The organism is Stenotrophomonas sp. STEN029 (assembly GCF_056760015.1).
Genome location: NZ_JBRREC010000004.1, coordinates 78473 through 103819, shown reverse-complemented (window position 1 = coordinate 103819; position 25347 = coordinate 78473). Strand labels below are relative to the sequence as shown.

Sequence of the window (25347 nt, the reverse complement as noted above, 5' to 3'; positions counted from 1 at the left end):
ATACCCACCATATTACCCTTCCGCCCATTCTCGGTGGGCCTGCTTGCCGCGGGATGGGTCACCACCCCCCCCCCCCCCCCGCCCCCCCGCGGCCCCCCAGTACACCGCTACACCGCAGCTGAACGAGCAATGGCTCGGTGCCACCAATGCAGGCCCCATGGAATAGAGAAAATGGGCCTGCAACGCCATGCCGGCAATCACCATCAGCAACTCGGCCCACCGACGTGCTTCCAGCGCACCGATGTGAAAATACGACTCTGACCCCGGTTTTCTACACGTAGCGAACCACCATTGCGCCGAACAGGCGGCACAACAACATGGTCATGGCAAAAGCGGTGGCAAAGGAGAACAGCCAGTTCACCTCCGCAGCCAGCAGCAGCTTCCCTTCTGCAGTCAATTGGCCTGCGTCCCGACGCCGGATCTGCCGCGACAACAGCAACATCGACAGGCCGCCAAGCAGCAGCAAAGGCAACCAGGCGAAGATCAACATGGACAGGCTTCCGGCCGATGCCCTGCCAGCACTGTGGCGCGCCAGAAAGCCGCCAATCGCAAGCTGGTTCTCAAAAGGCAGAAAGATAAACAGCAGCGTCGCCATGCCAAGCAGCAGAAAGCCCAGATGGCGCAACCGCAATTGCCACGGCCAAGCGATGACGGGCGGCGTGTCGGTACGCGTCGCGCCAAATTGCATTGCCTTGCCGCCAGGCTCAAACCACCCGTGACCACGTCTGCGCTCGATATGCCAGAACCAGCGATAGAGCCCGCGCTGCAATATCAAGAACATACCCGTCGCCATGAACACCACCAACACGATGTTGAAGGCAACGGCACCGGCATTCCTGTCGGTCGAATCGCGTAACAGCGCAATGCCAATCCAACCACCAAACAACGCGCTCCAGCCAACCAGGAACAGCATCACGATCAGCAGCCAACGCCGCCACCGTGGCCCACGCAACCATGCTGGCATCTGCTGATGCCTCGTGTCTGGCGAACTATCACCTGTGCCACCGCACGGATCCGGACAACCATCATTCGCCATCAACCATCCTCATACGAAAAACCGGGGTCAGAGTGCGTTTCTCCATCCATGATGTCCTCTGCCGGATCGCTGTCGCCTGACGCGCGGCCGCACCTTGTACGCCGAACATTCGGGGCAAGGAAGTCACACCGAACACCAACTCACCTATACCCAACCATCATGCGTTTGCAGCCACACCGCGTCATCACTTGACGCCGCCATCAGCTCAAACCCCGACCACAGGAAGCCCGGCGCAACCATGCAGCTGACCAAAGCGTGCGAACCCAGCGGCCGCGCAGCCTGCCACACGCCCCTGGGCACGATCGCCAATGACTGCCGCCCATCGCCTACGGCACCCAGCTCGATCTGTTTGATTGCAGCGCCATTACCCTCCCACAACAACAGCTGCAACGGTTCGCCCGCCTGCCACTGCCAAATTTCCTCCGCATCGATGCGATGCCAGGCGCTGCCCTGCCCCGCACCAAGCAGGTAGTGGATAGCCGTCAACGCAGGACGTGTTACGCCCTCGACGATGATGTGTTGGTGCGATTCATGGAAGCGGCGGAAGTAGCCGCCTTCCGGATGTGGCGCCAACTGCAACTGCGCCACCAACTGGTCCACCGTACTCATTCCAGGCTTCGCTCAAGCAGGACAAACCGTGACAGTAGCAAAATCAGCCACATGCGATGCAAACCAGCGGCTTACTTCGTGCCGGCCGCGTTATCGCGCCGGAACAGCTCCCATTCTTCGATCTGGGTGCCATCAGCAAGATGGCAGATGCCGTACTCACCACCCTCGCGGTTCTTCTTGATCTCGACCTTGCCGCCCTTCTTCACGCAGTGCTCGGATGCAGGATTGGCCATGCCCACACGCGGCTGCGTCGCCTCTGTCTTCGCGTCATCTTTCGGCGCGCAGCCCGTGACCGCAGCAGACATCAGCAAGGCGGCTACACCAAGTACAAAGAATTTCATGGATGCTCTCCAGGATGACTGCCCTATTTTCGGCAGCAGGCCAGCAAAAGATTGTGATGACCCTGCGCTCTCGCCACCACCCCACGTGGGCGCCGCATTCAAAGTCTCGCGCAAAAGCGTTGCACGCGCTTTTCGGCTCTCGCGAGACCGCCAGAGCCTTGGATTGCCAGACTGAGCCCTGCTCCAACAGTCCACCTGCACATCAACGCCACCGGCAGGATTGCGCGGTGCCTGCCGGTTTGAATCCCATCTGGCAGCCGGTAAAATTCATCCTTTGGCGAAGGAGCAGAACATGCCCAAAGACACGCTGCTTCACGACATGCTGACCACCTTGGACAGGCTCATCACCGTCTTCTCCTCAGCCACCCCCGATGAGAAAGCCTGGCGCGAGGCGATCATCGAGATGCGCGAGATCCGCGCCTCATTGCCCGCATCTCCGCAATTGGAGAGATTCGTGGGCAAGCGCATCAGGCAGTCTCTCGATATTCGTGGCCTGAGCCTCACCAACGGCCCAGCCACGCGAGCGCTCCTCGGCCCTACCATCGTGACCAACCTGACGCTGGCCAGGCAAGTCCTGGAAGGCTACCTGGGCAAGCGCTGAGGATAGACGCGAGTTGTTATTCACTCTTGGCGGCCCTTGATCTGATCGCAAATCAGCCACCGGTGTACATCACGGTATCAAGGCGACGCTTCTACCGTTCTTCGGGGTGTGATTGGATCAAGTGAACTTGAGCCGATAGGCGCGCACCGTCATCGATCGAAGCTGACCTCATCTGCAGTCCGCAGGGCAAGCCTTTCTTCCAACTGCTACGATCCGCCGCCCCACCCGACAGAGAAACCATCTATGTCCGACCTACCTGCTCTTCCCAGCCTCGCACTTGGACGCTATCGCCACTTCAAAGGCGGCGAGTACGAAGTCATCGGCCTCGCCCGGAGCAGCGAAACATTGGAAGCTCTGGTCCTCTACAAGCCCTTGTACGGCGACCTGGGCGTATGGGCCCGCCCCTATGCGATGTTCGTGGAACAGGTGACTGTCGAAGGTGTGCCCCAGCCAAGGTTTGCCTACCAGGGCTGATACCTGCGTAGCAGACACTAGCAGCACCCTCGCCGCCGCAGCCGGCTGATGGCCTTACCGGCAGGACAACCAGCTCAGAAGACCGACCATCGCCAAAACCCAGAGCGCTGTCTTCACCGTTCCTTCGATCATGTTGCCGCCGAAGAGAAATTCCAGAACGCGCCACAGGGCGGATGGCTTACCGGGATAGTTCATTGCAGCCTCATTACGTCAGACGTCGGGCGATCAAGCACGGCCGCCCTTTTGGGGCTGTGATCCTAAACCTCGCCGGGCAGCATTGCACCGTCTTGACCTACCCCAGCAGGGTCTGAGCAACGTGAGGTGCTGCAAGAACAAACAAGCTACGCAGTCCCAAGTCCGGAGGGAGCTGCCGCTAGCGATGCCCCCATTTTTTGAACGCAATCTCTGCCGTCTCAGCTCGCAATCTGCGCTCATTCCGCCGCGCCCATTCTTCGCATCCCGCCCTGCCGGTCTCGTAGCTCCGGCAGTTACGTGGCGGATGCAGCACTGCTCCGCCAGGTGGAGGCAGGTGGTACGCCAGGTTCACGAACCACGATCCGTCCAGCCGCTCGACCAACCGGGATACTGCGATTTCGTTGACGTAGATTGCCGTCAGTTGGCCCTCGAAGTCTGCGACCTTCGCCCATTTGAAGTTCTGTGGAAGCATGGCCCAGCATGGCGCCGGGGCGTCTCAGAAGCTGGGATTCGCGGCCGACTGACGACATCAAAGTGCTTCAGCCAAGCTGCGTCGACTTGAACGATCAGTCAGCCCTGAACTCATCCGGCCAGAGTGGCTCTCGCTCGATCGGCTGGCTGATCTGAATGCGGGGCGCCTCGATGTTGGAGCCCTGCCCGACTGGAACTGGGATTGGGGCCGATCTTTCAGTAAGTGTGTACGCCGAAAGAGAGAACTGACGAAGGACTCCTTTGCACTTGTCGCCCCATAACGAGTAACCCGAGCTGAGGTCGAACCTGATGGGTAGCGAGTACAGGCCATTCTGATCAGTGAGTGCCAAAGCGGGCCCGTAAGCTCGCGAATTCTGCAGCCAAGAGGCCCCCACCATTGCGCCAGATAACGGCGCACCACTGGCGTCGACGACCGAGCCGGAAATCACATAGAAGCGCGACTTGCATTTTGCCAGCCCCTCTGGAACAGCCACTACAAACAGGAGGAATACCAGAAGTACTCGCATAGGACTAAGCACCCAATGACCGGATCCTTGGTCCGGTTATACCGTTCATGCCGGTTATCCGCACCACGTCATATCGTAGCCCGCTCCAAGGGTTGCGGGTTCCAGCGAAGAAGGTGACAGATCACCGATAGCTGCACGTCATACCCGCATCCAGACATGACCCAGCCATAGGCATCCTTGCTCATCCCGCAGCCACCTCGGCCGGCTCCTTCGCCTTGCTGGGATAGGTAAGCAGATAGAGCAGCACCAGGATGCCACCAACCGGCGCCAGACTGATCAGCTGCCACCACGGGTTGAAACCAGCGTCGCGCAGGCGCCGGGTACAGGCCGCGATCCAGGGCAGCAGTACCAGCAGCGAGGCGATTTCCAGCGCCCATTGGCCAATGGCTTCAGCGAAAAGCTGGGCGAAGGCAAGCACCATCGCCACAGCAAGGGCGAACCACCAGAAGTCCGCCCGCGGGGTGGTGCCGGTGAACTCCAGGCCGCGCAGCACGCCGTCGCGCATCGCCTCCAGCGCAGGCTGACTGGGGGACGGATTGCCCGTCAGCAGGCTTTCGGCAGGCACCTCGAAGACGGCAGCCAGTGCCCGCAAGGATTCCGTCGAGATCTTCGCGCCTGACTCAAGGCGCTGGATGGTCCTCAGGTTCAAACCGCTCAGATTGGCCAACTGCTCCTGCGACCATTGCCGGCCAGTGCGGAGCTCGCGAAGTCGGGCGCTGTTGATGTGCATGAAAGACCCCTTGAATCAGTTGTTTGGCTTACCGACATCATCGTGCCCTTCCCGGTTCTGGGTAACGACATCAGCCCGACACGGGCAGGACACGAACCCGACCTGGCACTGGCGGCCCCTGGCCTGGCCCGAGCATAGCGCCCTGCGAGCCTGTGATTCGTGTGTGTGGGTTCATCCTGAGGGCAGCCCGCAGCGGATGGATTGGAGGCCGGAGACGGCCAATCGCCGCTCCACAGCATCCAGTCCGCGCGACGACCTTGCACCATCCCGGCAGGCCCAAAGCGCCGCGGCAAACAGCCAGCACCGGCACCTCATTGCCGAAGCAGCAAACACCTGGAAACAAAACGAAAAAGGGCTCGCGACGTAAGCCGCAAGCCCTTCATCCAAAGCGAGTAATTGGTCGGGACGGCCGGATTTGAACCGACGACCCTCTGCCCCCCAGGCATCTGCAATGACCCAACCAAGTTGTTGGAATCTATAGGAAAGATGGGGTAACGGCACGGGTCCGAAAGCCTCCATCTCGGCTTTTACGTATCAACGAGTTATGCGGCGATAGGGTGCATGCAACTCCACCTCTTCCGGCTCCCAGCGCGCCGCCATCGCCTCGAACTTCGCAGCCTCCCGCCTCAACCTGTCGGCGCCGGCATTACTTCGGTGACTCGATCGCCAATCGCCGGACGCTGCTACGGCAACCTGCCGGGCTTGGTCCCATAGTGAAGCCGCCCGCTTTCGTGCCCACTGGGCATTCCTGCTTGTCCTCGTCATAGGGCCAATACTGAGGCCGGTCAATCGCACCGATCGCCACGCCGCCAACGCTGGCTGAAGGGATTGCAGAGCTTGGCTCGGCAGTCCCCGCCGGAATAGATCGAAGGATAATTTGCAGTCCGAATTGTCGTTCAACTGCAGTGCCGAGCTCACCTCGACACCCTCATCTCAGCCGCCGGCCGCTTGCTGATCAGTGCCTGCAGCACCGCCTTATCCCGCGATCGACAGCGCGGCCTCACCGCCGGCTGGTGTAGGTGATCCCCTTGGTCACTTCCATGGTGATTTCGGTCTGCTCGTTCATGCCCTGCCCCATTTGGTTTAAGACATGCTGAGCCGGCGCGGTGGAGGTTCAACGGGGTTATGGGGCGGGCTCAGAAAATCGGCTCACTACACATCAATAATTCAATTTCGCGCCATCCTTACATCGAACCGACCTCGGTTAACAAACGGCGTTAAGCCATTCGCTTCAAAAATCCGAGGGAACGTGATCCTGACCTTTTAGATTGGCATTTGCCTCACCTGCCCCTGGAGTGAGCTTTGTCAACTTGACCGTTTCTATGCCTGATCCGGAGAACTTCTTCAGAACACATGGGTGCCCAATGGAATCAACTTCATGGCTATCCACGAGCTTCACCAAATGACGGAACAATCCTTCCCCAAGGTCCTCACCCGCAGCACAGGCCCGATCACGACAAGCCTGAACATCCGAATCCTGACCTGCCACACCGATCGTGACCACCTTCCCGGGCTTAACCTCAGTCATCGAAATCTCAGGCAAGTAATCTGGGGATGGAAAATCCGGAGAAATACGGTAGAGATGAAACGACATCTCCTTAGGACATTGCAAGCCCACAACAAACTGAGCATTCAGATTCCTAATCTCATCCTCATTGATCTTATAGCGACGCCCCGACTGAAGCGCCAGGTTAAATGAATGCTCAACAACGCCCGCAATGAATTTCGAATCAAGTAGCTTTATTGAAGATTTGAAATCCTGCTTATTCGAGGGCAGGCGATTCCCAAGCTCCTTACTGATCGAAAATTCACATTTCATGACAAGCGAAGGGTTGCCCTCCGTGTCCATATAGGCAATCAAGTTGGAAAGGTGATCTGAAATTTGATTCAAAATGTGGTGCGCAGTAGTCAAGTCACCCGCGAACCCAACAATAATCGGAACATCGCAGATCACTTTGCCAAAATCAACTATGTGGTCACGCTCGAATCGGGGCGCATTGATTCGCACACGCACTTCATGAGTTTTCCTATACTCACAAAGGACGACCGTTCCCCGAGAGATCATGCTATCTGCGGCGAACCAGATTCCAGGCTTCTCGTGCTTCGCCGCATGGGCTGCAATTATCAATGTCATAAATATTAAATCCGTCCTTTGGAAGGCCAGCAGGATAACATCGGCGGCGCCTCTGGCAGACGTCTGCAGGAGCAAGGGTGAGTAACAAGCCCCGCGTCGCGGGGCTTGTTGCTTCATGCGGCTTTGGCCACTAGCAGGTCTGAGAGTTTCAGCAACTCCCCCTGCAGTTCCTCCTTGCAGACGTCCACCGTATTGGCCCGGTTGTCGGCGACGTACTGGCCAAGCTCGGCCAGGTGATCGGCCCGGGTCTTATCTTCTTTCAGCTAGTAGTCGCGCTCGGCACATGAATCTCTGGAGCCATGCACTCCGCTTTGATCTTGATCGCGGCACGCATCCTCTCGTCCACCGGTAGACTCGGGTCTAGAGCGATGCCAGCCTGCTCTCGGAAAACTTTTGCTACAGCATTGCGCTCTCTCGCGTCGGTTGCGCCGCTTAGTCCGGAACTTTCGAGTACTTTTGAACTTGCCACCGCCCCACCAGATAATCCGCCAATTCCGGCTATCCATCCGGAATTCGCGGCAGCGTTGCCAGCTGCAAGCGTAGGAACGATCACGCTACTCGCAACAATTCCCGAGATCATCAATACAGCTGGCCATTTCCGGCGCTTCTCGGACTTTGTAGTCCGATCAGAGATAAAGCCGTTGCACTCCACCTTTGCCTCATCTAGCGCTTCGGCGATGACCTTTTCCCACTCGAGAGCGGTCGCCAGCTTTGCTTTCGCCTCGAGTTCGGGGCCGCGGTTGTCTACCACCACTTCGCCAAGGACTTCCTCCCTAGCTTTCATTTCGTGAAAACTGACTACGGCGTGTGACACCGACGTGGGTTTTGCCGGAGGTATACAGCCAGTGACTAACAGCATGAGTGCAGCACACAAGATTATCTTCATCCCTCGCCCCCCTGTCCCGGCAGCGTCATGCCGCCGCTTCGGCCTATTTATCACATTTTCTTCACCCAGCGCCTGTCTTCGTGACTCTTACGGGCGGACCGCCGGTAGGGCGCCACGAGCAAGCCCACAGTCACCCCTGCGAAGCCATCACGCCAAAAGAAAGGCCCCGCATGGCGGGGCTCGTTCAACTTATGGGTTTCCCCCACACCGCAACTCCATGCACTCTTCAAAGTTCGCTTGGCAAACCGCCAGATCCGTACCGCTCGCTTTACATGCCAAGTAAACGTCATTGCACGGCTTTCCGCACCAAGCCGCTGAAGCCGTACCACCAAAGACAGCCATTGAAAGGAAGCCGCAGGCGATAACGCGCTTGAGCCACTTATTCATGCCACTCTCCTTGTAGGCCTGACTATTCAGGCCAGCGGAGGTTAGGACAGAAGTCGAGGTCAATCCCGCTGCAATGCGTCACGCAACGGAATTCGCCGTGGGTGCAAGTAGCCAAAGGATTCCCGCCAACGGCCCTGCCATCCCGCCAACTCCTCAGCCACAGGGCTTTTTGCTGGCCGCGTAGAACACCGAATTCGCCAGCTGCCCCCCCAATGCGGTAGAGGTGGTCGATCTCAGTAAGTGAGTCACCCCGGTCAGATGAATTCGGTCATGGCTACCAATTCCCTACCCTCCTTCGCCTCGCAAGCCAACTTCGACGGGCAAGCGCGGGTCCTACGCGATCGGGCAATCGCTTCCTGTAACCCCGCTACTGAATGGACTAGCGCGCTGCACACGCAAGCTGCAAACCCGCCATATGACGCACTCGTTCCACGACGATGTTGCGGAGGCCGAGCGGTTCATTGAAGCCTGGGCACGTCAGTGGGAGCGCGAGATATTGGGGCTATACGATGGCCTGGCTGCCTCCGCTTAACAGGCCACGCACTCAGGAAACGTACGCTATGTCCCAGAGGTGTAGGTGCCGCCGAGAAAGCCCCGTCGGCGCAAGCGTTAAGGGGTACCGATATGGGGGCGGGCGGCATGGTCGTTTGCGTTAACTGAACGGCGATGATAGAAACGCAGCGTCACATGGAGTGACGACAAACAGGAGTTGCTGATGAAAAGCATGCTTAGGCAGGTCGCGTTCGGACTGGCCACTGCCGCAATGATCGTCGCATTGCCCGCTCTTGCAAATGGAACTCGTACGTACCCGCCTCAAACCTGAGGCTCAGACCGCCCTTGCCGGAGATCTGGCCGAGATCGTCGCCGGCGAAGTCGAGGTTGTCGAACCGCGAGTGGCGATCGAGGACTTGGACCATTTCCACGACCAGGTGCAAGACGTCATCGAGGCCTTGGCCTGCATCCGAGCGAGTAACCCTGATGAACCAACAGATCGCTGACTACGAGCTTGCCTTCAACGAGATCAGCCATGCCCTGCTCAGCCATGGCGAGTCGAAGGCCTTCTGGGGCGTCTGCGACGACGTCGAGGAACGTTTGATCGACCAGTACCCAGAGGACGAGACGGCGATCATTGAAATGATCGCAACTTGGCTGGTGAAACTCGGAGTTGCCCCCGAAGGCAGCCTGCAGGGGCTCGTTTAACCCTGACTGTCCTCATCGACAGGGGGCGCTTCCGACGGTCTCGCCTCAATACCGAATGTCTCCGAAGCGTGGGCCACGTACGCCGCTTTGACCACCGCAATGACATCCATCCCCGGGACACCGCCGAACTCGCCGGCCGCGACCTGCTCAATGGTGCGCTCGATGCGGGGACCGAGCGACGTGCCGCGGAGCACATCGCCCATCCGGTGCTCCCATTCCGTGTGCCAGATCAGCTTGCCCTTGAGGCTCGGTGAGCCGTCGCCACTGGGCTCGAAAAACACCTCGAGCCGTCTGCCAATCAACACATCCCGATTCAACTCATCGAACACGCGTTCGATGTCACCGGCTGCACTTAACAGCATCACACCTTCCATCATTTCTCTCCGTGATAGTTGCCAAGCGCCACATGCATGAACTCATGGCCAAGCGTGCACGTCACATCGTCATCTACGGCCTTGGGCGGGAGGGTGTCCTTGTACTGATACAGCGATTGGGCCAGATGCCAGCGGGCGAGGCATGCGGCGTGCGCCTCGCTGGTCACCCCTTCGCCGGAGACCTGCGCCGGATTGAGCATCGTAGTGACGCCCGGTGCCGGCACGCGCAGCGTCTTGGTCTCCCACGTGGTGCTGTCCAGGTAGGTGTACTCGATGCCGTCGGCAGCGTTGGACAGGCTGTAGTCGACCTGGAACTGGCCTTTCTTGATGGTGGCCATGTTGACCACGCCGGAGAGCGGCTGCTCCTGGGCCACCCAAACGACGCCCAGCCGACCGCCCGCCCAGGTAATCTGCCCGAACCCGGCGAGCGCGATCGCTGCCAGCACCTGATCGTGGTTCCGGGCGTCCTTGATGTAGCAGTCGTAGGTGTAGCCGTTGGCTGCGCAGTGCAGGGAGAACGCTTTCAACGACTCGATGTCGATCTGCTCATCCGACAAGGCCATGCCACCCAGCAGGCGGCCATCACGAACAATGCCGCGGGCATAGGCGAGGATGTGGGCACCGGGGTTGCTGCTTTCCACCGTCGACCAGACAGCGCCATCCCACACTGGGATCGGATCTGCATGGCCCACAGCGCGCAGTTCATCAGGTGACCCGTTGAGCTGGCCGGTGGCCTTGATTCGCACGCCGGTGCGGGACAGGCCGGTGTAGTCGGCATCGTCCGCCTGCATACTGGTCAGCGTGGTCCACTGAAAGTCATTCTTCTGGGTGTTCTTGCCGGAATAATTGCCATAGCCAAGAATGCGCACCCGCACGTCGTACTGGCCCCGGGCAACGTCCTTGGCCAGCGTGGCGCGGCGCACGTCGAAGCGGTCAGAGCGGAAGTTCTGGGAAACGAGCGGCAGCCAGGTAGTGGCTCCAGCTGTCCGGTACTGCGCTTCGACGGTCTCGCCAACGGTGTAGCTCTTGCCGCTGGTGCCGGTACCCCCAAGAACGTATTCGAGATTGATCTGGATTCGAACCGTGTCGGCGCTGGTGGTGCGCTCGACCCATGCCTTGTCCTTCGTCAGCTCTGCGCCATCAATCGTGTCGGCATTGCTGTAGAGCGGAATGGGCTGGTTCGGCATCTGGCTGTAGCCGGCGTGGTAGACCTGCACGCCCTCGTAGTTCGCCAGCTCCGTGTCGCCGTTGTAGAAAGGCTCCACGCGGCCCACATTGATACCGGCACACAGCAGCAGGCCCAGGTACTGATCGTTGCCCTCGTACCAGGTGTAAGGCTTGCTCAGCAGGTCCGGCGTGATTCGCACCCGGCCAAACAGCAACGGCAGGGGCTCATACGGGCGCAGCTGGTTGCGGGCGCCGGAGATCGAGTAGACCGAATCCTGCTGCTGGCCAATGGCCTTGGGCGGCTTTGGCGCCAGCACCTTGTTGATCAGCATCGACCCGGCGAGATACACCGCCGACACGTCCTTGACGTGCGCCACGATCGGCTCGAGGACTTCACCCGCCGTACCAACCAGCGGGGTGTCCGCAAACACCAGGTGATAGGCGGTGTTGGAAGCAATAGGCGCTTCCGTCCAGCGGGTAACGATGCCGGACTCGGCCAGGCTGATCGCCGCCAGCAGCTTCTGATCAGCACTCACGCCACCAGCCCATACCAGCTTCTCGCCGAACACTTCGGCATCACGTGCCACCGCTGCGCCCTTCACTGCCAGCGCATCCGAATCAGCGCCGGTTTCGACGGGGCCGTAGAGCACCTTGACGGCATCGGCGCCGTTGACGGCGACAGTGTTGTCCGCCTTCAACAGCGTGCCAGCGGCCAACATGCCCTGTCCGGCCGGGATGCGGATCAGCTCGCGGCTGCGCTCGCCGTTCGCTTCGGACAGCAGGAATTCGCCGGTGCGGGTGCCGGCCAGGGAAATCTCCATATCAGTTACCTCGATTCTTGTAGATGTTGGTGGGGTCCAGCTTCGCCTTCACGTCGGCGGCGCGTTTTTCGGCCGTAGTGACCGGGTGTGCGGTGATGACCTGCGAACTGCGGCCCGGTGACCTCGAATCGGTCCGCGCTCAGCTCGCTGTTTGCGCTGGTGATCTTTCCCTCCAGGTAGCCGCCCACCAGCGCCTCGCCGATGGCCGGCTGCACCAACAGCGGCTGGTTGAGGACCGCGGCCGCCAGCGTGGCCACCACCGGGGCCTTGTTACCACGGTTGAGGAGTCGGGCCAGCAGGCCGGGCTTACTCGTCATCATTGTTTCCTTCATCGTCGTCGGCGCTTTCGGCGCCGGTTTTCGTGCCCTGCCGCGCGCCGGAGGCGTTGGTGCGGCGGGGGTCGCTGTCGTAAGTCAGGCCCGCCTTGTCGGCCCGGTCGTTGTCGTCCTTCTGCTCGCGGTCAACCTGCTCAGGGTCTTCGCCCGAGCCCAGCACCACGGCAGAGCGCGATTTGAAGCCGGCGCGCACGGCCTTCACTTCGGAGTTCACGTCTTGCACCGGATGGCTCCAGGGCCAACCCTCCGGCACCCACAACGTCTCGGTCACCTCATCGCGCAGCGATGCATAGCGCGGCACCTTCAGCAGCCCGGCCAGCACTGATTGGTCGAAGAACGCATCGCGCACGCGCTGGCAGAACATCGGAATCATGTAGAGCCACTGGTCCTGCTCGATAACGCGGCGGAACTCATTGAGGATCAACCGCAGCGCGCGATCGGACACATTGCGCAGGTCGCCAGTCAGCACCTCATACGGCACGTCCTGGCTGGCCGCGATGGCGAGCAGGTGGCCACGCAGGAAGTCACCGTAGTCCGCGCCGGCGCCGGGCGGCTCGGTGAACTTCACCTCCGTATCCGGGGGCAGCTCCTGCAACGTGCCCGGTTCAAGTCCACCGATCGCGGTGCCGTCTTCGTCTTCCCCGGAGATCAGGTCGCCAACTGCATCTCCATCCTCGTTGTCCGCACTGGACTTCTTGGTGATGAAGCCGGTGAAGAGGTTGGCCAAGGCCTGCCGTTCCAGCACCGCATCGTCCAGCCGATCAAGGTTGAACATACGCAGCAGCGCCGGGGCCGAACCTGGTACGCCCCGGATGGCGCCCGCACGGTTGGGTCGATACAGATGGAGCACCTGCTCAGCGGGCACGCGAACCAGCTCGTTACCGTTGACCTGCAAGTGCTGGTCACCTGGATGCTCGCGGAACATCCAGTAGGCGACGCGCCGGCCGATGTGATCGAACTCGATGCCTTGCCGAATCGCATTTCCGTTGCTGGCCACGCCGTTGTAGTGCTGGGGGCACTGTTCGGCTTCGATCAACTGGACCTGCAACGGCACCGGCAGTCCATCCTCGCGCCGGCGATACCGGAGCCGAGCGAATACCTCGCCGGCCTCCTTCCATTCGCGCCAGGCCAACGCCTGCAGGCCATTCCAATCAAGCACGCCATCCGCGTCGGCGTACTTGCCCCAGCGGCGCCAGAGATTGGCGACCAGCTTCTTGTGGGCCTTGCCGCCCCAGAGGGCCTTTGCCTGGATGCCGGTGGCGATGCCGTTGGAAACGCTCTTGTTGAGCGCACTGACCATCCACGGGTCGTTACGCGCCAGGTGTCGCGCCCTCGCCAGTAGCGTGGGAAGGCCCAACAAGGCGCCGTTCGGCCCCAGTGACATGGGCCGGAACGTGCGCAAGCGACGTCCGTTGCCCGCAGCGCGGTAACTGCCTTCAACTACTTCAGCCATTGCCCGTCCCCGACTGATAAAGACGCACGACGCGGTGCCGGCGGCGAGCCGGCCCCGAACCCTCGCCCACTTCCTCGCGCATCTGCTTCAGGAGCCTGCGCATTGCATCCAGGCTCTGGTATGTCACGGTGCGGTCTGCGTAACGGACGCTCAGCACACCGGCCGCGATCGCCTCTTCCAGCGCCACGGTCTGTTCTTTCGTAAATGCCATTTCAGCGTCCCAGATACTTACTGCGTATGACGCGGCGCGTTCGCGCACGCGGCGGCGATGCCGGGGCGGCATCGTCCGCCCTCACTTCGGGGTTGTCGTCCCATTCCGCTGCCCACGGCGGCGGTGCGGTCCAGTTGATCGCCGGCACCTTCATCCACAGCGCCAAGCCCTCTGCATAGCCGCACAGATCGAAGGCCTCGTTGCGCCGGTTGGCCAGGTTCTCCCAGCCCTTCGCGGTCCTGGATTCGGCCGTCAGCTCTGCGTAGAACGCCTCCGGCAACCAGTCCGGAAAGTGGTAGTAGCCCGGCCCCGGTTCGGCCCGTTTTGCGTTCGCGCTCACGGTGTCCTTCAGCCGATCCACGTTCAGCAACAACTGCGGTACGTCGCCCTTCGATCCGGACTTGCGGTCCTTACGTTTACTGCTGTCCGGGAACGTCTCGCGGAACAGTGCGCCCTCGCGCCGCGTGTCGCCCTTGATGAGACGAACCCGCGCGTGCAGCTTCCGAGCCTTCAGCGACCGCCAGAACTCCAGCGCGCGGACCGACGTGCCGGACTTGCCACCCCAGTCGATGCCGGTCATGCGGATAGGCATCGTGCGACCCGTGCCGTCGGCGAGCGGGTAGCGGCGGGTGATGACCTTCTCGACCAGCCGTTCCCAGTCTTCGAGGTACTTGGGCGGGTCCAACGGCAAGAAGCCGCCAGATCCGTCCGGGCGCGTCGACGTGCGCAGCGTGAAGGAGTCCACCACCCAACGTTCAAGCTGCCCGGACTCGCCGATGCCGAAACCCAGCACCAGCACCACAAACCGATTGCCCTGCACGTCAACCGTGGCGGTGAGGAACCGCACACCTGCCGGCACCGCGCCTCTGCCCCAGTCCTCCGCACGGTTCTTCATCTCGCTGGGGGCGCTCACCGAGCGGGCAGCCATCGGCACGTAGTTAATGGCGCCGTCAACGTTGTGCGTGGTCTTCAGCGGCCGCTCTTCGCCGGTGGTGGCGAAGGTGCGCAGCGCCTGAAAGTAGCGCTCCACCAGCGACTCCCAGGACTGGTACGCGGCCGCGACGCCGCCCAGCCAGAAGCTTGCGATGCGCGCTTCGGGGCGCTCACCGATCACCGTGCCGTCGGGGTGCACCACCTGTCCCTCTGCCGCCCAGACACCGGAGCGGTTCATGCCCTCCTTCCACCGGTGCTGTAGGCCGACTCCGCAGTGCGGGCAATGCAGCAGGGAGTAGTGCCGTGCCAGCTTCTGCACGTCGTCCACCACCACGCGCCGGCGGCACCGGCCGCGTTGGCCACCTGCAACACCTTGGCCCCTTCGCTTACCCGGATTCGCCTCGGCGGCCGGATCATCTCGGCAACGCCGAGGCGAACGCTACGCGCTGTCGCGTACGTCGTCATCGGTGATGCCCTCGTACATGGATTGGCGGACGCGGTCGCATTCGTCCTGCACCTTCACGACCTGGTCCGGTGTCAGCCCCGCTTTGCGTTCGAGCACGTCGGGCAAGGTGTCGAAGAACTGCACAACCTTTTTGACCAGGGCGGCGTAGTCGGCCTCCCGGGCCTCAGCCAGCTGCCGCGTGTCACCGCTGCAGACTGCTTGGACTTCTCTATCCCCTGCCCGTCCATCTTCACCCGTCCCCGGCCGCTGGCCGACGCCACCATGCGCCGTATCGCAAAGGGCGTCATGCGCCACGTTATCAACTCGGCCGACCCTTTCATCGTCCCGAATGGATACGCCGGGGCAAGCGTTCTTTGTGATTCCAGTGAGTACCGAGGAAGCATCTGGCCCTTCATCGCAGAGCACGCCAACGCCAGCAACCAGCGGACGATGGCAGCCGACGAGCCCCTGCGCACCGTCTGCGCCGGCGTGAAGGGTGGGCACTTCTCGGTGGTTGCACCACACCTGGTCAAGTTCCGCGGCGACAGCATTGGGACGCCTGCCACCGAGCCGGTACCGACGATCACAGCAGGCGCAGGTGCAGCCCGCCCAGCTGGCGCGGCCCACGCATTGGGTGTCGCTGTCTCGTGCTTGGTCCAGATGGGCCATGGCGAAGGGAAGTCACCCGGGAAGCGCTTCAGCCACGGTATCAACGACATTAAGGGGCCGCTCGGGACTATCGTTGCCAGCGGAGGCGGCCAGGGCCTTATGACTGCCTTCCTTGAGCAGGCAAATGGTGGCTTTTACCAAGGCGCTGGCAACGATGCGCGCGACCCGGTCAGCACCATCACAGCGAGCGGCAGCCAACAGCGGCTGGTCACCGCCGAACTGGCAGAGCTATCACCTGAGCAGGAAGCGGGCGCCCTGCGCGTCGCCGCGTTCCTGGTGAAGTACTACGGGAGCGGTATCGCGGTCGATCTACACGATCCACTGGACACAATCACGACCAAGGACCGGCTTGGCCTGGTCATGGTGATGGTCAAAGGCACGCCCTACGTGATCGTGGACATCGGCCTGCGCATGCTCAAGCCACACGAGCTGTTCCGCGCCCAAGGTTTCCCGCGCGACTACATCATCGATCGCACCGCCAACGGCACGCCGCTCAGCATCAGCGCAGCGGTGCGCATGGTAGGCAACAGCGTCAGCCCCCCACCCATTGCGGCGTTGGCGCGGGCGAATCTCGGAAACATCAAAGCACCCGAGAGGGTCGCAGCATGAACAACCATATTGGTGACGCAAACAAAATGGTCACGGTTCGCGCTCTAGCGGACGTGCTTCACGCTTGTGAGGTACGAAACAAGGTCAGCGCGAGCCTTGGCTCGGAGGATTTCCGCAAGCTCGCTCGCTCCGGGTTCCAAGGCCTCCAGTGGGCTTTCATCGCCAATCGCAGTCCAAAGAGCCTCACGCGCAGCCTCAATACTAGTGAGCAGCGTCGCATACAACGTTCTTGGACCAGTTGCGTCGTACTGCCTTTCGCCATTCTCAATTTCGAGGCGATTAAGGACCCTGACTCCAATACCGATATCGGAAATAACACTACTCAGGGGTCCTTCAAGCTCCTCCGGGAGGGCATCCAGGTAAGGAAGTACTTTCCGACAGCTCTCGACGTCAAGAACCTGAAACTGCGCTGTAGCGACACGATAGATGTGCGAGGGCGTGGTGGAATGCTCGAGCAGCCTGAGCCCTGCTGCCACATGAAGAGCCTGCAGCCTCAAGTCCGAAGCCGCCACTCGTGCTTCGACACGGCCAATACGTGCTCGCTGCTTGCGAGCAATGAACATAGGCGCCAATCCGACATAAAGGGCGATCGTGCCTGCCATCAATGTTGCGACCGTCGCCCAGGCGCTCCAGTTCACGGCGCAGGTTCTGCTCAACAACCAGCATTGACTCACCCCATCCAACATGCTCATTCCCTGATCCCCCTGTGGATTGGGCGGCATTTTGCCATGTGCGCACGAGGAACGTCCGCATGATCAACGCCCCTGCATTCCGCTATCACGGCGCGAAGTTCCGGATCTCTGGCTGGGTCCACCAACACCTGCCGGCCCATCGCACATATGTGGAGCCCTTCGGAGGTGCTGCCGGCGTCCTGCTGACGAAGGCGCGCAGCTACTCCGAGGTATACAACGACCTGGACGGTGACGTCGTAAATTTCTTCCGCGTACTGCAGAACGTTGATCAGTGTGCCCGCTTGGTAGAGGCATGCCGGCTAACGCCCTATGCGCGAGCGGAGTTCGAGCAAGCTTGGGAACCCACCGAGCAACCGGTGGAACGCGCACGCCGGCTATTGATCAGGGCTCAGATGGGTTTCGGCTCTGCCGGTGCCACGAAGGGAAAGACTGGGTTCCGCATCGACTCCCAGCGAGCCTACGGAACCGCCCAGCACCACTGGCTAAAGTACCCCGACGGCCTCGCCGCGATCGCCGAACGCTTCACCGGCGTGCTCATCGAGAACCGCCCGGCGATCGAGGTCATGCAGCAGCACGACACCCCGCAGACCCTGCACTACGTGGACCCGCCATATGTACATAGCACCCGCGTAATGCAGGCCGGCAAAGCTGGTTACTACCGGCACGAAATGTCGATCGAGGATCATCAGGACCTGCTCGCTGCGCTCCTTGAGCTCCGCGGCCACGTCGTAGTCAGCGGCTACCGAACCGAGCTGTACGACGACACCCTGATGGGCTGGCAAAGGGTCGAGACGACTGCGCGCATTTCGGCGGGTCGCGGCGGCGCTACCCGCACCGAATGCCTTTGGATCTCACCGTCATCGATCGATTGTGGCCACCAACCAGGCCTGCCGCTGGGAGATGTCGCATGACCACCCCGCAGCTATTCCCCAAGCCGGCCAAGCGGATGAAGCAGCCGCGCAAAGCCTTTCTCTGCGAGCAGTTGGCCGCGGCCGCAAACGAAATCATCCGGCTCCGCGCCCAGGAGCTGGCCAACGAAGACCGAATCAAGAGCGCCCGCGCGGCGCTGGAAGGAGAGACAGCATGAAGCTTGTGCTTGCCCGCAAATGGGCAGAAAAGTATTTCGATGAGGACAGCCGCCCCGATGCCCAGTTACTCGGGCGGTGGTGCCGCAATGGGAAGATCCCTGCAACCAAGGTCGTCGGCCAGTGGTACGTCGATGAGCACGCGTGGTTGGCTGGTGGCGACGATCTGGTCGCCAGCGTCTTGGCGGCGGCGTAACTTGCCATGATGGGACGTGTGCGCAAAACGAACCGCCGTGACTGGCCCGCAAATCTGTACCCCAACCGAGATGGGTACAAATACCGGCATCCAATAACCCGCAAAGAGCATTCCATGGGCAAGGACAAGGCCAAGGCCTTCGCCGCAGCCAAGAAGCTCAATGCACTGCTGATACCGGGCAATGACCTGGTCGGCCGAGTGCTGACGCCGGGCGAAACAGTAGCTGACGCCATCAAGGTGTTCCGCGCCGACGATATTCCCGGTCGCAAGTGGGCACCGAAGACGGCTGAGGTGTACGAGAGCGTCATCCGCCGCATCGAGGCCGGCCTGGGCGCCACGCCTGTTGCAGAGGTGACCGTGAAGGCATGCGCCACTTTCATTCGGGAAGTGACCGAGTCGGAGCGCGCGCGCCAGCAGTTCCGGCTGGTGCTGGGCTGGATTCTGGCCTGCGCAGTCGAAGAAGGCTGGATCGACACCAACCCTGCCCTGGCCACCCGCAAGTTCTCTCACACACGGAAGCGCGAGCGTCTGACCATTGATGACTACCGGAAGATCTGGGATGCGGCACCACAGTGGGTGCGCAATGCCATGGATCTGTCGCTGCTGACCCTGCTCCGCCGCGACGACGTGGTCAGCGCCAAGTTCTCCGACGTGCACGATGGCTCGCTATGGGTGATCCCCGCCAAGACGGAGGGCTCCACGAACGTGCGATTGAAGATTGCCGTGGCCGGCCCCCTGGCCGAGCTGCTGGGCCAGTGCCGGGACGCAGTCGTTTCCCCGTTTCTGATTCATCGCCTGCCGGAGAAAGCACGACCCAGCAACATGAGAGCAAAGGACCGAGAACACCACACCCAGGTACTGCCGGAACAGCTGTCGCGCGCATTCGCAACAGCGCGCGATGCCGCCGGCATCGAGACCGACAACCCACCAACCTTCCACGAGGTCCGCAGCTTGGGTGGCGCACTACTCAAAGAAGCGGGCTGGACGAACGAGCAAATCCAAGCACTCATGGGCCACAGCAATGTCGCCATGACGGAGCACTACCTTGCGGGACATGAGGCACCGTGGACAGATGTCAGTCCCTTTCCGATTCACATTCGCTGAGACATAGCTGCTCGACGTGACTGCATGCCTGCTGAGAACGGCATACCAGGAACCTGTCTAAACCGCCGACAATGCCTCCGCCAAATGGGCGGACACTACAATTTACGCGATCAACTCGCGACTACTCTTCACTTGGGAGATTTTTCGCCAACCAATCTCTGTGGCTCTTATTTAGAACCCCTAGTAGGAGCTCCTGAACATTGACATGAAGCGCCAAAAAAACCGCGCTCTCGGAATAAATCGAGAGAGCTAAACAAGCCTTAAGGACTGCATGTAAATCCCTTGAAACCTCAACGGCCTGATTATCGGCGAGTTTGATGTCCTCCAAGGCACCTCGTAAAACCAAAGTTCGAGATGAAGTACTGTGCACCGAAGTTGAAAGGTCGGCATACAGCTTGGACAGGCTCCCCAGCCAAGAGGCGTTGCCTTCTCTGAAGCAATCAAGCCAAGAGCAATGCTCACGCAGATTTTTCATTTCGACGTAATATTTCTGACGTGTCGTGAGCCAGCCATACTCAATCGGGTGGTCCCTGAAATAATGGTGCCGCCAAAAATTCTCAATCACACTCCGCAGATAGAAGCGGGCGCCGCGCGCGTCACCATTTATGAGCGCGTGGACAAGATGCATCGAATCAGAAGAGATTTCCTGCAAGAAGATTCGTCGATGTTCCTCCATCGGAGACATCGCACGACTAAGCTGGCTAAAGCAAACGGCATACTTGTGAGCAGATACCAGCAACGGACGCTGCCGAGCAGGGTCCTCCAGCCTTCCCTTCTCGGCGGCGCGCCAGTAGTCGCCAAAATCCTTTTTAACCTGCGCTGCCGCAGGGTTAACGACACGTGCTGTCATTGCTGTTAGAGATCCCTAATAAGATTCTTCCAGCTCGAAATGAATGACCCATCGTCACCGTGTATCTCGATTCTCTGACGTACGCGCTTCAAGAATTCCGACTTTTCGCGCTCCGATACCGAATCTAGAGATCTAACTACGCGTCGAATATATCGATCTCGGCTTTCCTTGAACGGTGGATCTATCGCACTAGGCAGTAGGACTGCGATATCCATAAGCTTAGGAAACAGCAACTTATCCGACAGTATCTCTTCAATCGAAGCAGCGGATCTAAAGATAGGCGGCCGGTCGTCAGATATCACCAAAGATGGTCCTGCACGCCCTTCCTTTCTAGGATGCGATATCGAGTACGTGGTGTTTTTCTCTACGACTGGGCGGCAGTCAGCGTGAAGGCGAACAAGGGCTTCGATCGCATCTCTGACACCATTTCGATCATGTGCAGCCCACTCTCTTATCATCTCCTTGAGCTCCTCATCGGCGAACTCAGAGGCCAAATCGTATAAGCGAGAAACAAGAGATAGATAACGCTGGCGAGTGGTCCCAAAATTTTTTGAATCACGGGTTTTCATAGCATGCCAGCCCTCTTTACAAATTCAGCGCGAATGCCTTCGAGCGCAACTTTAACTTCAGCCAACTTCCCTCCCTTTGCAGACAACTGCAGAGGCAGGTTGCCGTCGACCGCTTCCGCTACCCCGGTCGTTTGAACAATTAAGTTCTTAAATACCTCGCCAGGATACCCGCGCCGCACTTCGTCCATTGTGGCTTGCATCGCCTCTGTTTGCCGGACCTGCGTAAATACCAGCCCCAGTCTAGGCAGCTCTTGCCCTGACCTTTCTTCGTAATCAAGCATTGCGCGCTCCAGGAGTGGCAAGCCAAGCACCGACAACGGATCAGGCTTCACCGGAACCATGTACGCATCAGACGCAAGGAAAGCGCTGTAGCTAAAAAGCGAGGCCGTGGGCGGGCAATCAATCAAGACATAGTCGTAGTCATCCCTCACCTTCTCCAAGAACACCCTCAGTCGGTTCTCGGTACCGCGTGGCGCTGCGTCAAGCTTCATCAGGTCGAGAATCGACGGCAAGATGTCGAGCTGCCAGCCCCCCTTCTTCACTTTTATGATCGTGGAGGCGGGTGTTGGCTTGATTGGCGGCACGACGGGGGCCGACCCCATGTTGGCAATTGCACTCGATGGAGGCTGAAAAACACTCAGAACGGTGTGCTTGGTGCGGACCCATTGGAGATAGATCTCGGGCGCAACGACCCATTGGGTTGCGTTGAACTGCGGATCGATATCGACGAGGAGAACTCGATGACTCTTCGCGAGCTCCCACGCAAGCCCGACAGCTAGTGTCGTCTTACCGACCCCTCCCTTCATGTTGATCAACGACACAACTTTCGCCCGACCCATACCACCTCCTTACAATCTCTGCAATCTTAACCCAAGTAGATCGCAGCAACTGACGATCTTAGGGGCCGAAACATCCAAACTGCGACCCTTCACCACCATTGCAATGTCGCTGCTGCCACTCGAATAGGGTGCAAATAGGGTGCAAATAGGGTGTACAACGAAAAAGGGCTCACGACGAATGCCGTAAGCCCTTGTTCTTAAATCAGTAATTGGTCGGGACGGCCGGATTTGAACCGACGACCCTCTGCCCCCCAGGCAGATGCGCTACCAGGCTGCGCTACGCCCCGATCGTTACTGCTTTCGCCTTGCGGCGAGCCGGTGATTATACCGGTTTTCACACAAAAAAGTTCAGCGACGGAGCAGTTGCAGTACTTCTTCCAGCTCCATGCGCACCTGCTTGATGATCTGGTTGCTCAGCGCCGACTCTTCGCGGGCACCCTCGCCTTCCAGTCGCAGGCGGGCGCCACCGATGGTGTAGCCCTGTTCGTACAGCAGGCCGCGGATCTGCCGGACCATCAGCACGTCGTGGCGCTGATAGTAGCGGCGGTTGCCACGGCGCTTGGCCGGCTCAAGGCTGGGAAACTCGGTTTCCCAGTAGCGCAGCACGTGCGGCTTTACGTCGCACAGCTCGCTCACTTCACCAATGGTGAAGTAGCGCTTGGCCGGAATCGGCGGAAGTTCGCGGTTACTGCCCGGATCCAGCATATGCCTCCACCCGCTCCTTGAGCTTCTGGCCCGGACGGAAGGTGACTACCGTACGGGCGGAAATCGGAATTTCCTCGCCGGTCTTGGGGTTGCGACCCGGGCGCTGGTTCTTGCGCCGCAGATCGAAATTGCCGAAGCCCGACAGCTTCACTTGACGTCCCTGTTCCAACGCATCGCGCAACACATCGAAAAACGCGTCGACAAATTCCTTGGCCTCACGCTTGTTCAGACCAACTTCGTCGAACAACCGATCCGCCATCTCCGCCTTGGTCAATGCCATGCCTGCTCCCTGTATGCCGCCTCAGCCACGGATCTTTGCGCCGTGCCCGCGATCAATCGCCGCCACCACCTCGGTGACTACGGCTTCCACGTCGCGGTCCGTCAATGTGCGCGACTTGTCCTGCAAAATCAAGCCCATAGCCAAACTCTTGAAGCCCGGCTCGACGCCCTGGCCGACATAACGGTCAAACAGCGCCACTTCGCGCAGCAGTTCGCCACTGGCAGCACGGATGGTGGCCGACAGGTCAGCCCAGCTGACCGATTCAGCCACGACCACCGCCAGATCACGACGCACGGCCGGGAAGCGCGACAACTCGCTGGAACGCGGCAGCGAACGTGCAGCCAGCGGGGCCAGGTCCAGCTCGAAAGCATAGACATCGGCATCCACGTCCATCGCCTTGGTCAGCCGCGGGTGCAGCTGGCCAATCCAGCCGATGCACTCGCCATCACGCCAGATGTCCGCCGAACGGGCCGGGTGCGCATACGGGCGCTGCGAGGCACGGAATTCCAGCGTGGCGCCGGAGGCCGCAGCCAGCGATTCCAGATCACCCTTGAGGTCGTGGAAATCAACCTTGCGCGCCTTCTCGCCCCACTGCAGGGTGGCAGCGTCGCCGCACACTGCAGCTGCAATGCGAACGGTTTCCTTGGGCGCGGGCTTGCCCTCGCCGGCCTGCGCCGCGAACACGCGGCCAATCTCGAATAGGCGCACGCGGCCAGCCTGACGGGCGACGTTGCGACCCAGGGTTGCCACCAGACCCGGCAGCAGCAGCGGGCGCATCACTGCCAGCTCCGCCGACAGCGGGTTGGCCAGCGCAACCAGGCCTTCGCTCTGCTGCCACTGCTTCAGCAGCTCGGCATCGACGAAGGCGAAGTTGATGGTTTCCAGCATTTCGCGGGCCACCAGCTGGCGGCGCACGCTGAGGTCATCCAGACGGGTTTCGCTGGGCATGGCGATGCGTGCAGCGCCGCCCGGTAAGGTGGTCGGGATCGACTCATAGCCGTGGATGCGAGCCAGCTCCTCGATCAGGTCTTCTTCGATGGCGATGTCGAAACGGCGGCTCGGGCCGGTAACGTTCCAACCATCTGCAACAGCCTCGACCTGCATGCCGAGCGCGCGCAGGATGCGCTCGACTTCGGCGTCTTCAATCTGGATGCCAAGCACGCGCACGATGCGGGCGCGACGCAGCAGTATCCTGGCGGCGACCGGCAGGTCGGCTTCGCGCACGGCCTCGGTGACCGGCGCCGGCGTGCCGCCCGCGAGGTCCATTACCAGCTTGGTCGCGTACTCGATGGCAGTGCGCGGCAGCTGCGGATCCACGCCACGCTCGAAGCGGTGACCGGCATCGGTGTGCAGGCCGAGCTTGCGGCCGCGGCCCATGATCGCCGCCGGGGCGAAATGCGCAGCCTCCAGGAATACCTTGCTGGTCGCATCGGTGACGCGGGTATCGAAGCCACCCATCAGGCCAGCCAGGCCGACCGGACGGTCGGCATCGGTCACCACCAGGAAGCTGTCATCCAGCGCGGCGTCGCGTCCGTCCAGCAGCTTGAGGCTTTCACCGGCACGCGAACGGCGCACGGCAATCGGCCCCTTCAGCGTATCCAGGTCATAAGCATGCATCGGCTGACCGAGTTCCAGCATCACGTACTGGGTGATGTCGACCAGCAGCGACACCGGGCGCACGCCACTACGGCGCAGGCGCTCGGCCATCCACAGCGGCGTGGTCGCAGCGGCATTGACGCCTTCGATCACACGGCCGAGGTAGCGCGGTGCTTCGGCACCGGCATCAAGCTGGATGCTCAGTTCACGAGCGCCCTGAGCCGGTACGGCGTCGGCAGCGAACGGCTTCACTTCGCTGCGGGTAGCGGCTGCCACGTCGAAGGCGATGCCGCGTACGCTGAAGCAGTCAGCGCGGTTCGGGGTGAGTTTGATCTCGATGCTGGCATCCGGCAGGCCGAGGTAATCAACCAGCGTGGTGCCGACCGGTGCGTCGTCCGGAAGTTCCAGCAGGCCGGAGGCATCGTTGTCCAGGCCCAGCTCCTTGGCCGAACACAGCATGCCGTTGGATTCCACGCCACGCAGCTTGGCCGGTTTGATCTTCAATTCGCCGATCTGCGCGCCAACCATGGCCAGCGGCGCGACCAGACCCGGGCGCGCATTCGGCGCGCCGCAGACGATCTGCAGCAGTTCGGACTGGCCTGCATCGACCTTGCAGATCTGCAGACGATCGGCTTCCGGATGGCGGGTAGCTTCGACGATGCGCGCGACCACCACGTTGCCCAGGCCTGCGCCCAGCGCGGTGACTTCTTCGACTTCCAGACCGATGGCAGTCAGCACGGCGCTGAGTTCGTCGCGCGATGCGGTGGTCGGTACGTGGCTGCGCAGCCAGCTTTCAGAGAATTTCATGTGTCTACCTTGATGG

General features: G+C 60.8%; 28 protein-coding genes, 1 tRNA gene and 1 pseudogene. 9 read left to right on the top strand and 21 right to left on the bottom strand.

Annotated elements, in window-relative coordinates; translation table 11 throughout:
• Positions 1-271: 271 nt before the first annotated feature.
• The 3 genes from ACVOLI_RS01995 to ACVOLI_RS01985 form a co-directional block, all read right to left on the bottom strand.
• Entirely contained in the window at positions 272-913 is a 642-nt protein-coding gene (locus ACVOLI_RS01995) for a hypothetical protein (protein ID WP_481533317.1), read from the bottom strand.
• Between the two features lie 267 nt (positions 914-1180).
• Complete coding sequence (locus ACVOLI_RS01990) at positions 1181-1645, bottom strand: cupin domain-containing protein (RefSeq protein ID WP_481533316.1); 465 nt, start codon at positions 1643-1645, stop codon at positions 1181-1183.
• Between the two features lie 71 nt (positions 1646-1716).
• Positions 1717-1986, bottom strand: coding sequence for a putative hemolysin (locus ACVOLI_RS01985; protein WP_481529349.1), 270 nt, complete (start codon positions 1984-1986; stop codon positions 1717-1719).
• 292 nt (positions 1987-2278) lie between these two features.
• Here ACVOLI_RS01985 and ACVOLI_RS01980 point away from each other — a divergent pair, with 292 nt between their 5' ends.
• Together ACVOLI_RS01980 and ACVOLI_RS01975 are read left to right on the top strand one after the other, a co-directional pair.
• Positions 2279-2587, top strand: a complete 309-nt coding sequence (locus ACVOLI_RS01980; protein WP_481533315.1) for a hypothetical protein — start codon at positions 2279-2281, stop codon at positions 2585-2587.
• 243 nt (positions 2588-2830) lie between these two features.
• Positions 2831-3061 (top strand): DUF1653 domain-containing protein, encoded by a 231-nt coding sequence (locus ACVOLI_RS01975; RefSeq protein WP_481533314.1) that lies wholly within the window; start codon positions 2831-2833, stop codon positions 3059-3061.
• Between the two features lie 54 nt (positions 3062-3115).
• Here ACVOLI_RS01975 and ACVOLI_RS01970 read toward each other — a convergent pair whose 3' ends face one another.
• From ACVOLI_RS01970 to ACVOLI_RS01955, 4 genes are all read right to left on the bottom strand, one after another.
• Positions 3116-3256: a hypothetical protein gene (locus ACVOLI_RS01970; protein ID WP_481533313.1), complete on the bottom strand. Its 141-nt coding sequence runs from the start codon at positions 3254-3256 to the stop codon at positions 3116-3118.
• A gap of 1179 nt (positions 3257-4435) precedes the next feature.
• Positions 4436-4984, bottom strand: coding sequence for a DUF805 domain-containing protein (locus tag ACVOLI_RS01965; RefSeq protein WP_481533312.1), 549 nt, complete (start codon positions 4982-4984; stop codon positions 4436-4438).
• A gap of 1231 nt (positions 4985-6215) precedes the next feature.
• Entirely contained in the window at positions 6216-7235 is a 1020-nt protein-coding gene (locus ACVOLI_RS01960; protein WP_481533311.1) for a hypothetical protein, read from the bottom strand.
• 142 nt (positions 7236-7377) lie between these two features.
• Entirely contained in the window at positions 7378-8004 is a 627-nt protein-coding gene (locus ACVOLI_RS01955) for a hypothetical protein (protein WP_481533310.1), read from the bottom strand.
• Between the two features lie 1178 nt (positions 8005-9182).
• Here ACVOLI_RS01955 and ACVOLI_RS01950 point away from each other — a divergent pair.
• Together ACVOLI_RS01950 and ACVOLI_RS01945 are read left to right on the top strand one after the other, a co-directional pair.
• Positions 9183-9389: a hypothetical protein gene (locus ACVOLI_RS01950; protein ID WP_481533309.1), complete on the top strand. Its 207-nt coding sequence runs from the start codon at positions 9183-9185 to the stop codon at positions 9387-9389.
• On the top strand, positions 9370-9591 hold the full coding sequence (locus tag ACVOLI_RS01945; protein WP_481533308.1) for a hypothetical protein: 222 nt from the start codon (positions 9370-9372) through the stop codon (positions 9589-9591). Before ACVOLI_RS01950 ends, ACVOLI_RS01945 begins: the two co-directional genes overlap by 20 nt.
• Here ACVOLI_RS01945 and ACVOLI_RS01940 read toward each other — a convergent pair.
• From ACVOLI_RS01940 to ACVOLI_RS01910, 7 genes are all read right to left on the bottom strand, one after another.
• On the bottom strand, positions 9588-9965 hold the full coding sequence (locus tag ACVOLI_RS01940) for a hypothetical protein (protein WP_481533307.1): 378 nt from the start codon (positions 9963-9965) through the stop codon (positions 9588-9590). The genes ACVOLI_RS01945 and ACVOLI_RS01940 overlap by 4 nt on opposite strands.
• Entirely contained in the window at positions 9965-11953 is a 1989-nt protein-coding gene (locus ACVOLI_RS01935; RefSeq protein ID WP_481533306.1) for a head decoration protein, read from the bottom strand. Before ACVOLI_RS01935 ends, ACVOLI_RS01940 begins: the two co-directional genes overlap by 1 nt.
• Positions 11954-11958: 5 nt before the next feature.
• Entirely contained in the window at positions 11959-12270 is a 312-nt protein-coding gene (locus tag ACVOLI_RS01930; protein WP_481533305.1) for a hypothetical protein, read from the bottom strand.
• Entirely contained in the window at positions 12260-13741 is a 1482-nt protein-coding gene (locus ACVOLI_RS01925) for a phage portal protein (RefSeq protein WP_481533304.1), read from the bottom strand. Before ACVOLI_RS01925 ends, ACVOLI_RS01930 begins: the two co-directional genes overlap by 11 nt.
• Positions 13734-13952, bottom strand: coding sequence for a phage head-tail joining protein (locus ACVOLI_RS01920; protein ID WP_481533303.1), 219 nt, complete (start codon positions 13950-13952; stop codon positions 13734-13736). The genes ACVOLI_RS01925 and ACVOLI_RS01920 overlap by 8 nt, the downstream gene beginning before the upstream one ends.
• Before the next feature lies 1 nt (position 13953).
• Positions 13954-15123: a terminase gpA endonuclease subunit gene (locus tag ACVOLI_RS01915; protein WP_481533302.1), complete on the bottom strand. Its 1170-nt coding sequence runs from the start codon at positions 15121-15123 to the stop codon at positions 13954-13956.
• Positions 15124-15324: 201 nt separating this feature from the next.
• Entirely contained in the window at positions 15325-15522 is a 198-nt protein-coding gene (locus tag ACVOLI_RS01910; RefSeq protein ID WP_481533319.1) for a DUF1441 family protein, read from the bottom strand.
• On the opposite strand from ACVOLI_RS01910, the pseudogene ACVOLI_RS01905 reads away from it, so the two are divergent.
• Positions 15520-16608 (top strand): annotated as a pseudogene (locus tag ACVOLI_RS01905) (DNA cytosine methyltransferase); the annotation flags it as partial. The gene ACVOLI_RS01910 and the pseudogene ACVOLI_RS01905 sit on opposite strands and share 3 nt — an antisense overlap.
• 44 nt (positions 16609-16652) lie before the next feature.
• Here ACVOLI_RS01905 and ACVOLI_RS01900 read toward each other — a convergent pair.
• The gene (locus tag ACVOLI_RS01900; RefSeq protein ID WP_481533301.1) at positions 16653-17300 is read right to left on the bottom strand and encodes a hypothetical protein; all 648 of its coding nucleotides are present in this window, start codon (positions 17298-17300) and stop codon (positions 16653-16655) included.
• 59 nt (positions 17301-17359) lie between these two features.
• Here ACVOLI_RS01900 and ACVOLI_RS01895 point away from each other — a divergent pair, with 59 nt between their 5' ends.
• From ACVOLI_RS01895 to ACVOLI_RS01880, 4 genes are read left to right on the top strand one after another with little or no spacing between them, the layout of a single operon-like run.
• Positions 17360-18211 (top strand): DNA adenine methylase, encoded by an 852-nt coding sequence (locus ACVOLI_RS01895; RefSeq protein WP_481533300.1) that lies wholly within the window; start codon positions 17360-17362, stop codon positions 18209-18211.
• Positions 18208-18387 carry a hypothetical protein gene (locus ACVOLI_RS01890; protein ID WP_481533299.1) on the top strand — a complete coding sequence of 60 codons (180 nt, stop codon included), beginning with the start codon at positions 18208-18210 and terminating at the stop codon, positions 18385-18387. Before ACVOLI_RS01895 ends, ACVOLI_RS01890 begins: the two co-directional genes overlap by 4 nt.
• Complete coding sequence (locus ACVOLI_RS01885) at positions 18384-18581, top strand: hypothetical protein (protein ID WP_481533298.1); 198 nt, start codon at positions 18384-18386, stop codon at positions 18579-18581. The genes ACVOLI_RS01890 and ACVOLI_RS01885 overlap by 4 nt, the downstream gene beginning before the upstream one ends.
• A gap of 6 nt (positions 18582-18587) precedes the next feature.
• On the top strand, positions 18588-19685 hold the full coding sequence (locus tag ACVOLI_RS01880) for a tyrosine-type recombinase/integrase (protein WP_481533297.1): 1098 nt from the start codon (positions 18588-18590) through the stop codon (positions 19683-19685).
• Positions 19686-19806: 121 nt separating this feature from the next.
• On the opposite strand, the gene ACVOLI_RS01875 is transcribed toward ACVOLI_RS01880, so the two are convergent.
• The 6 genes from ACVOLI_RS01875 to pheT form a co-directional block, all read right to left on the bottom strand.
• Complete coding sequence (locus ACVOLI_RS01875; protein WP_481533296.1) at positions 19807-20535, bottom strand: hypothetical protein; 729 nt, start codon at positions 20533-20535, stop codon at positions 19807-19809.
• Positions 20536-21100: 565 nt separating this feature from the next.
• Positions 21101-21925 carry a ParA family protein gene (locus ACVOLI_RS01870; protein ID WP_481533295.1) on the bottom strand — a complete coding sequence of 275 codons (825 nt, stop codon included), beginning with the start codon at positions 21923-21925 and terminating at the stop codon, positions 21101-21103.
• 228 nt (positions 21926-22153) lie between these two features.
• Positions 22154-22230 (bottom strand) — tRNA-Pro (locus tag ACVOLI_RS01865).
• 61 nt (positions 22231-22291) lie between these two features.
• A complete protein-coding gene (locus ACVOLI_RS01860; protein WP_057629341.1) occupies positions 22292-22648 on the bottom strand; it encodes a MerR family transcriptional regulator in 357 nt (118 codons plus the stop codon).
• Complete coding sequence (locus ACVOLI_RS01855; RefSeq protein WP_054657702.1) at positions 22629-22928, bottom strand: integration host factor subunit alpha; 300 nt, start codon at positions 22926-22928, stop codon at positions 22629-22631. The genes ACVOLI_RS01860 and ACVOLI_RS01855 overlap by 20 nt, the downstream gene beginning before the upstream one ends.
• 21 nt (positions 22929-22949) lie before the next feature.
• Positions 22950-25331, bottom strand: coding sequence for a phenylalanine--tRNA ligase subunit beta (gene pheT, locus ACVOLI_RS01850; protein WP_481533294.1), 2382 nt, complete (start codon positions 25329-25331; stop codon positions 22950-22952).
• Positions 25332-25347 lie beyond the last annotated feature (16 nt).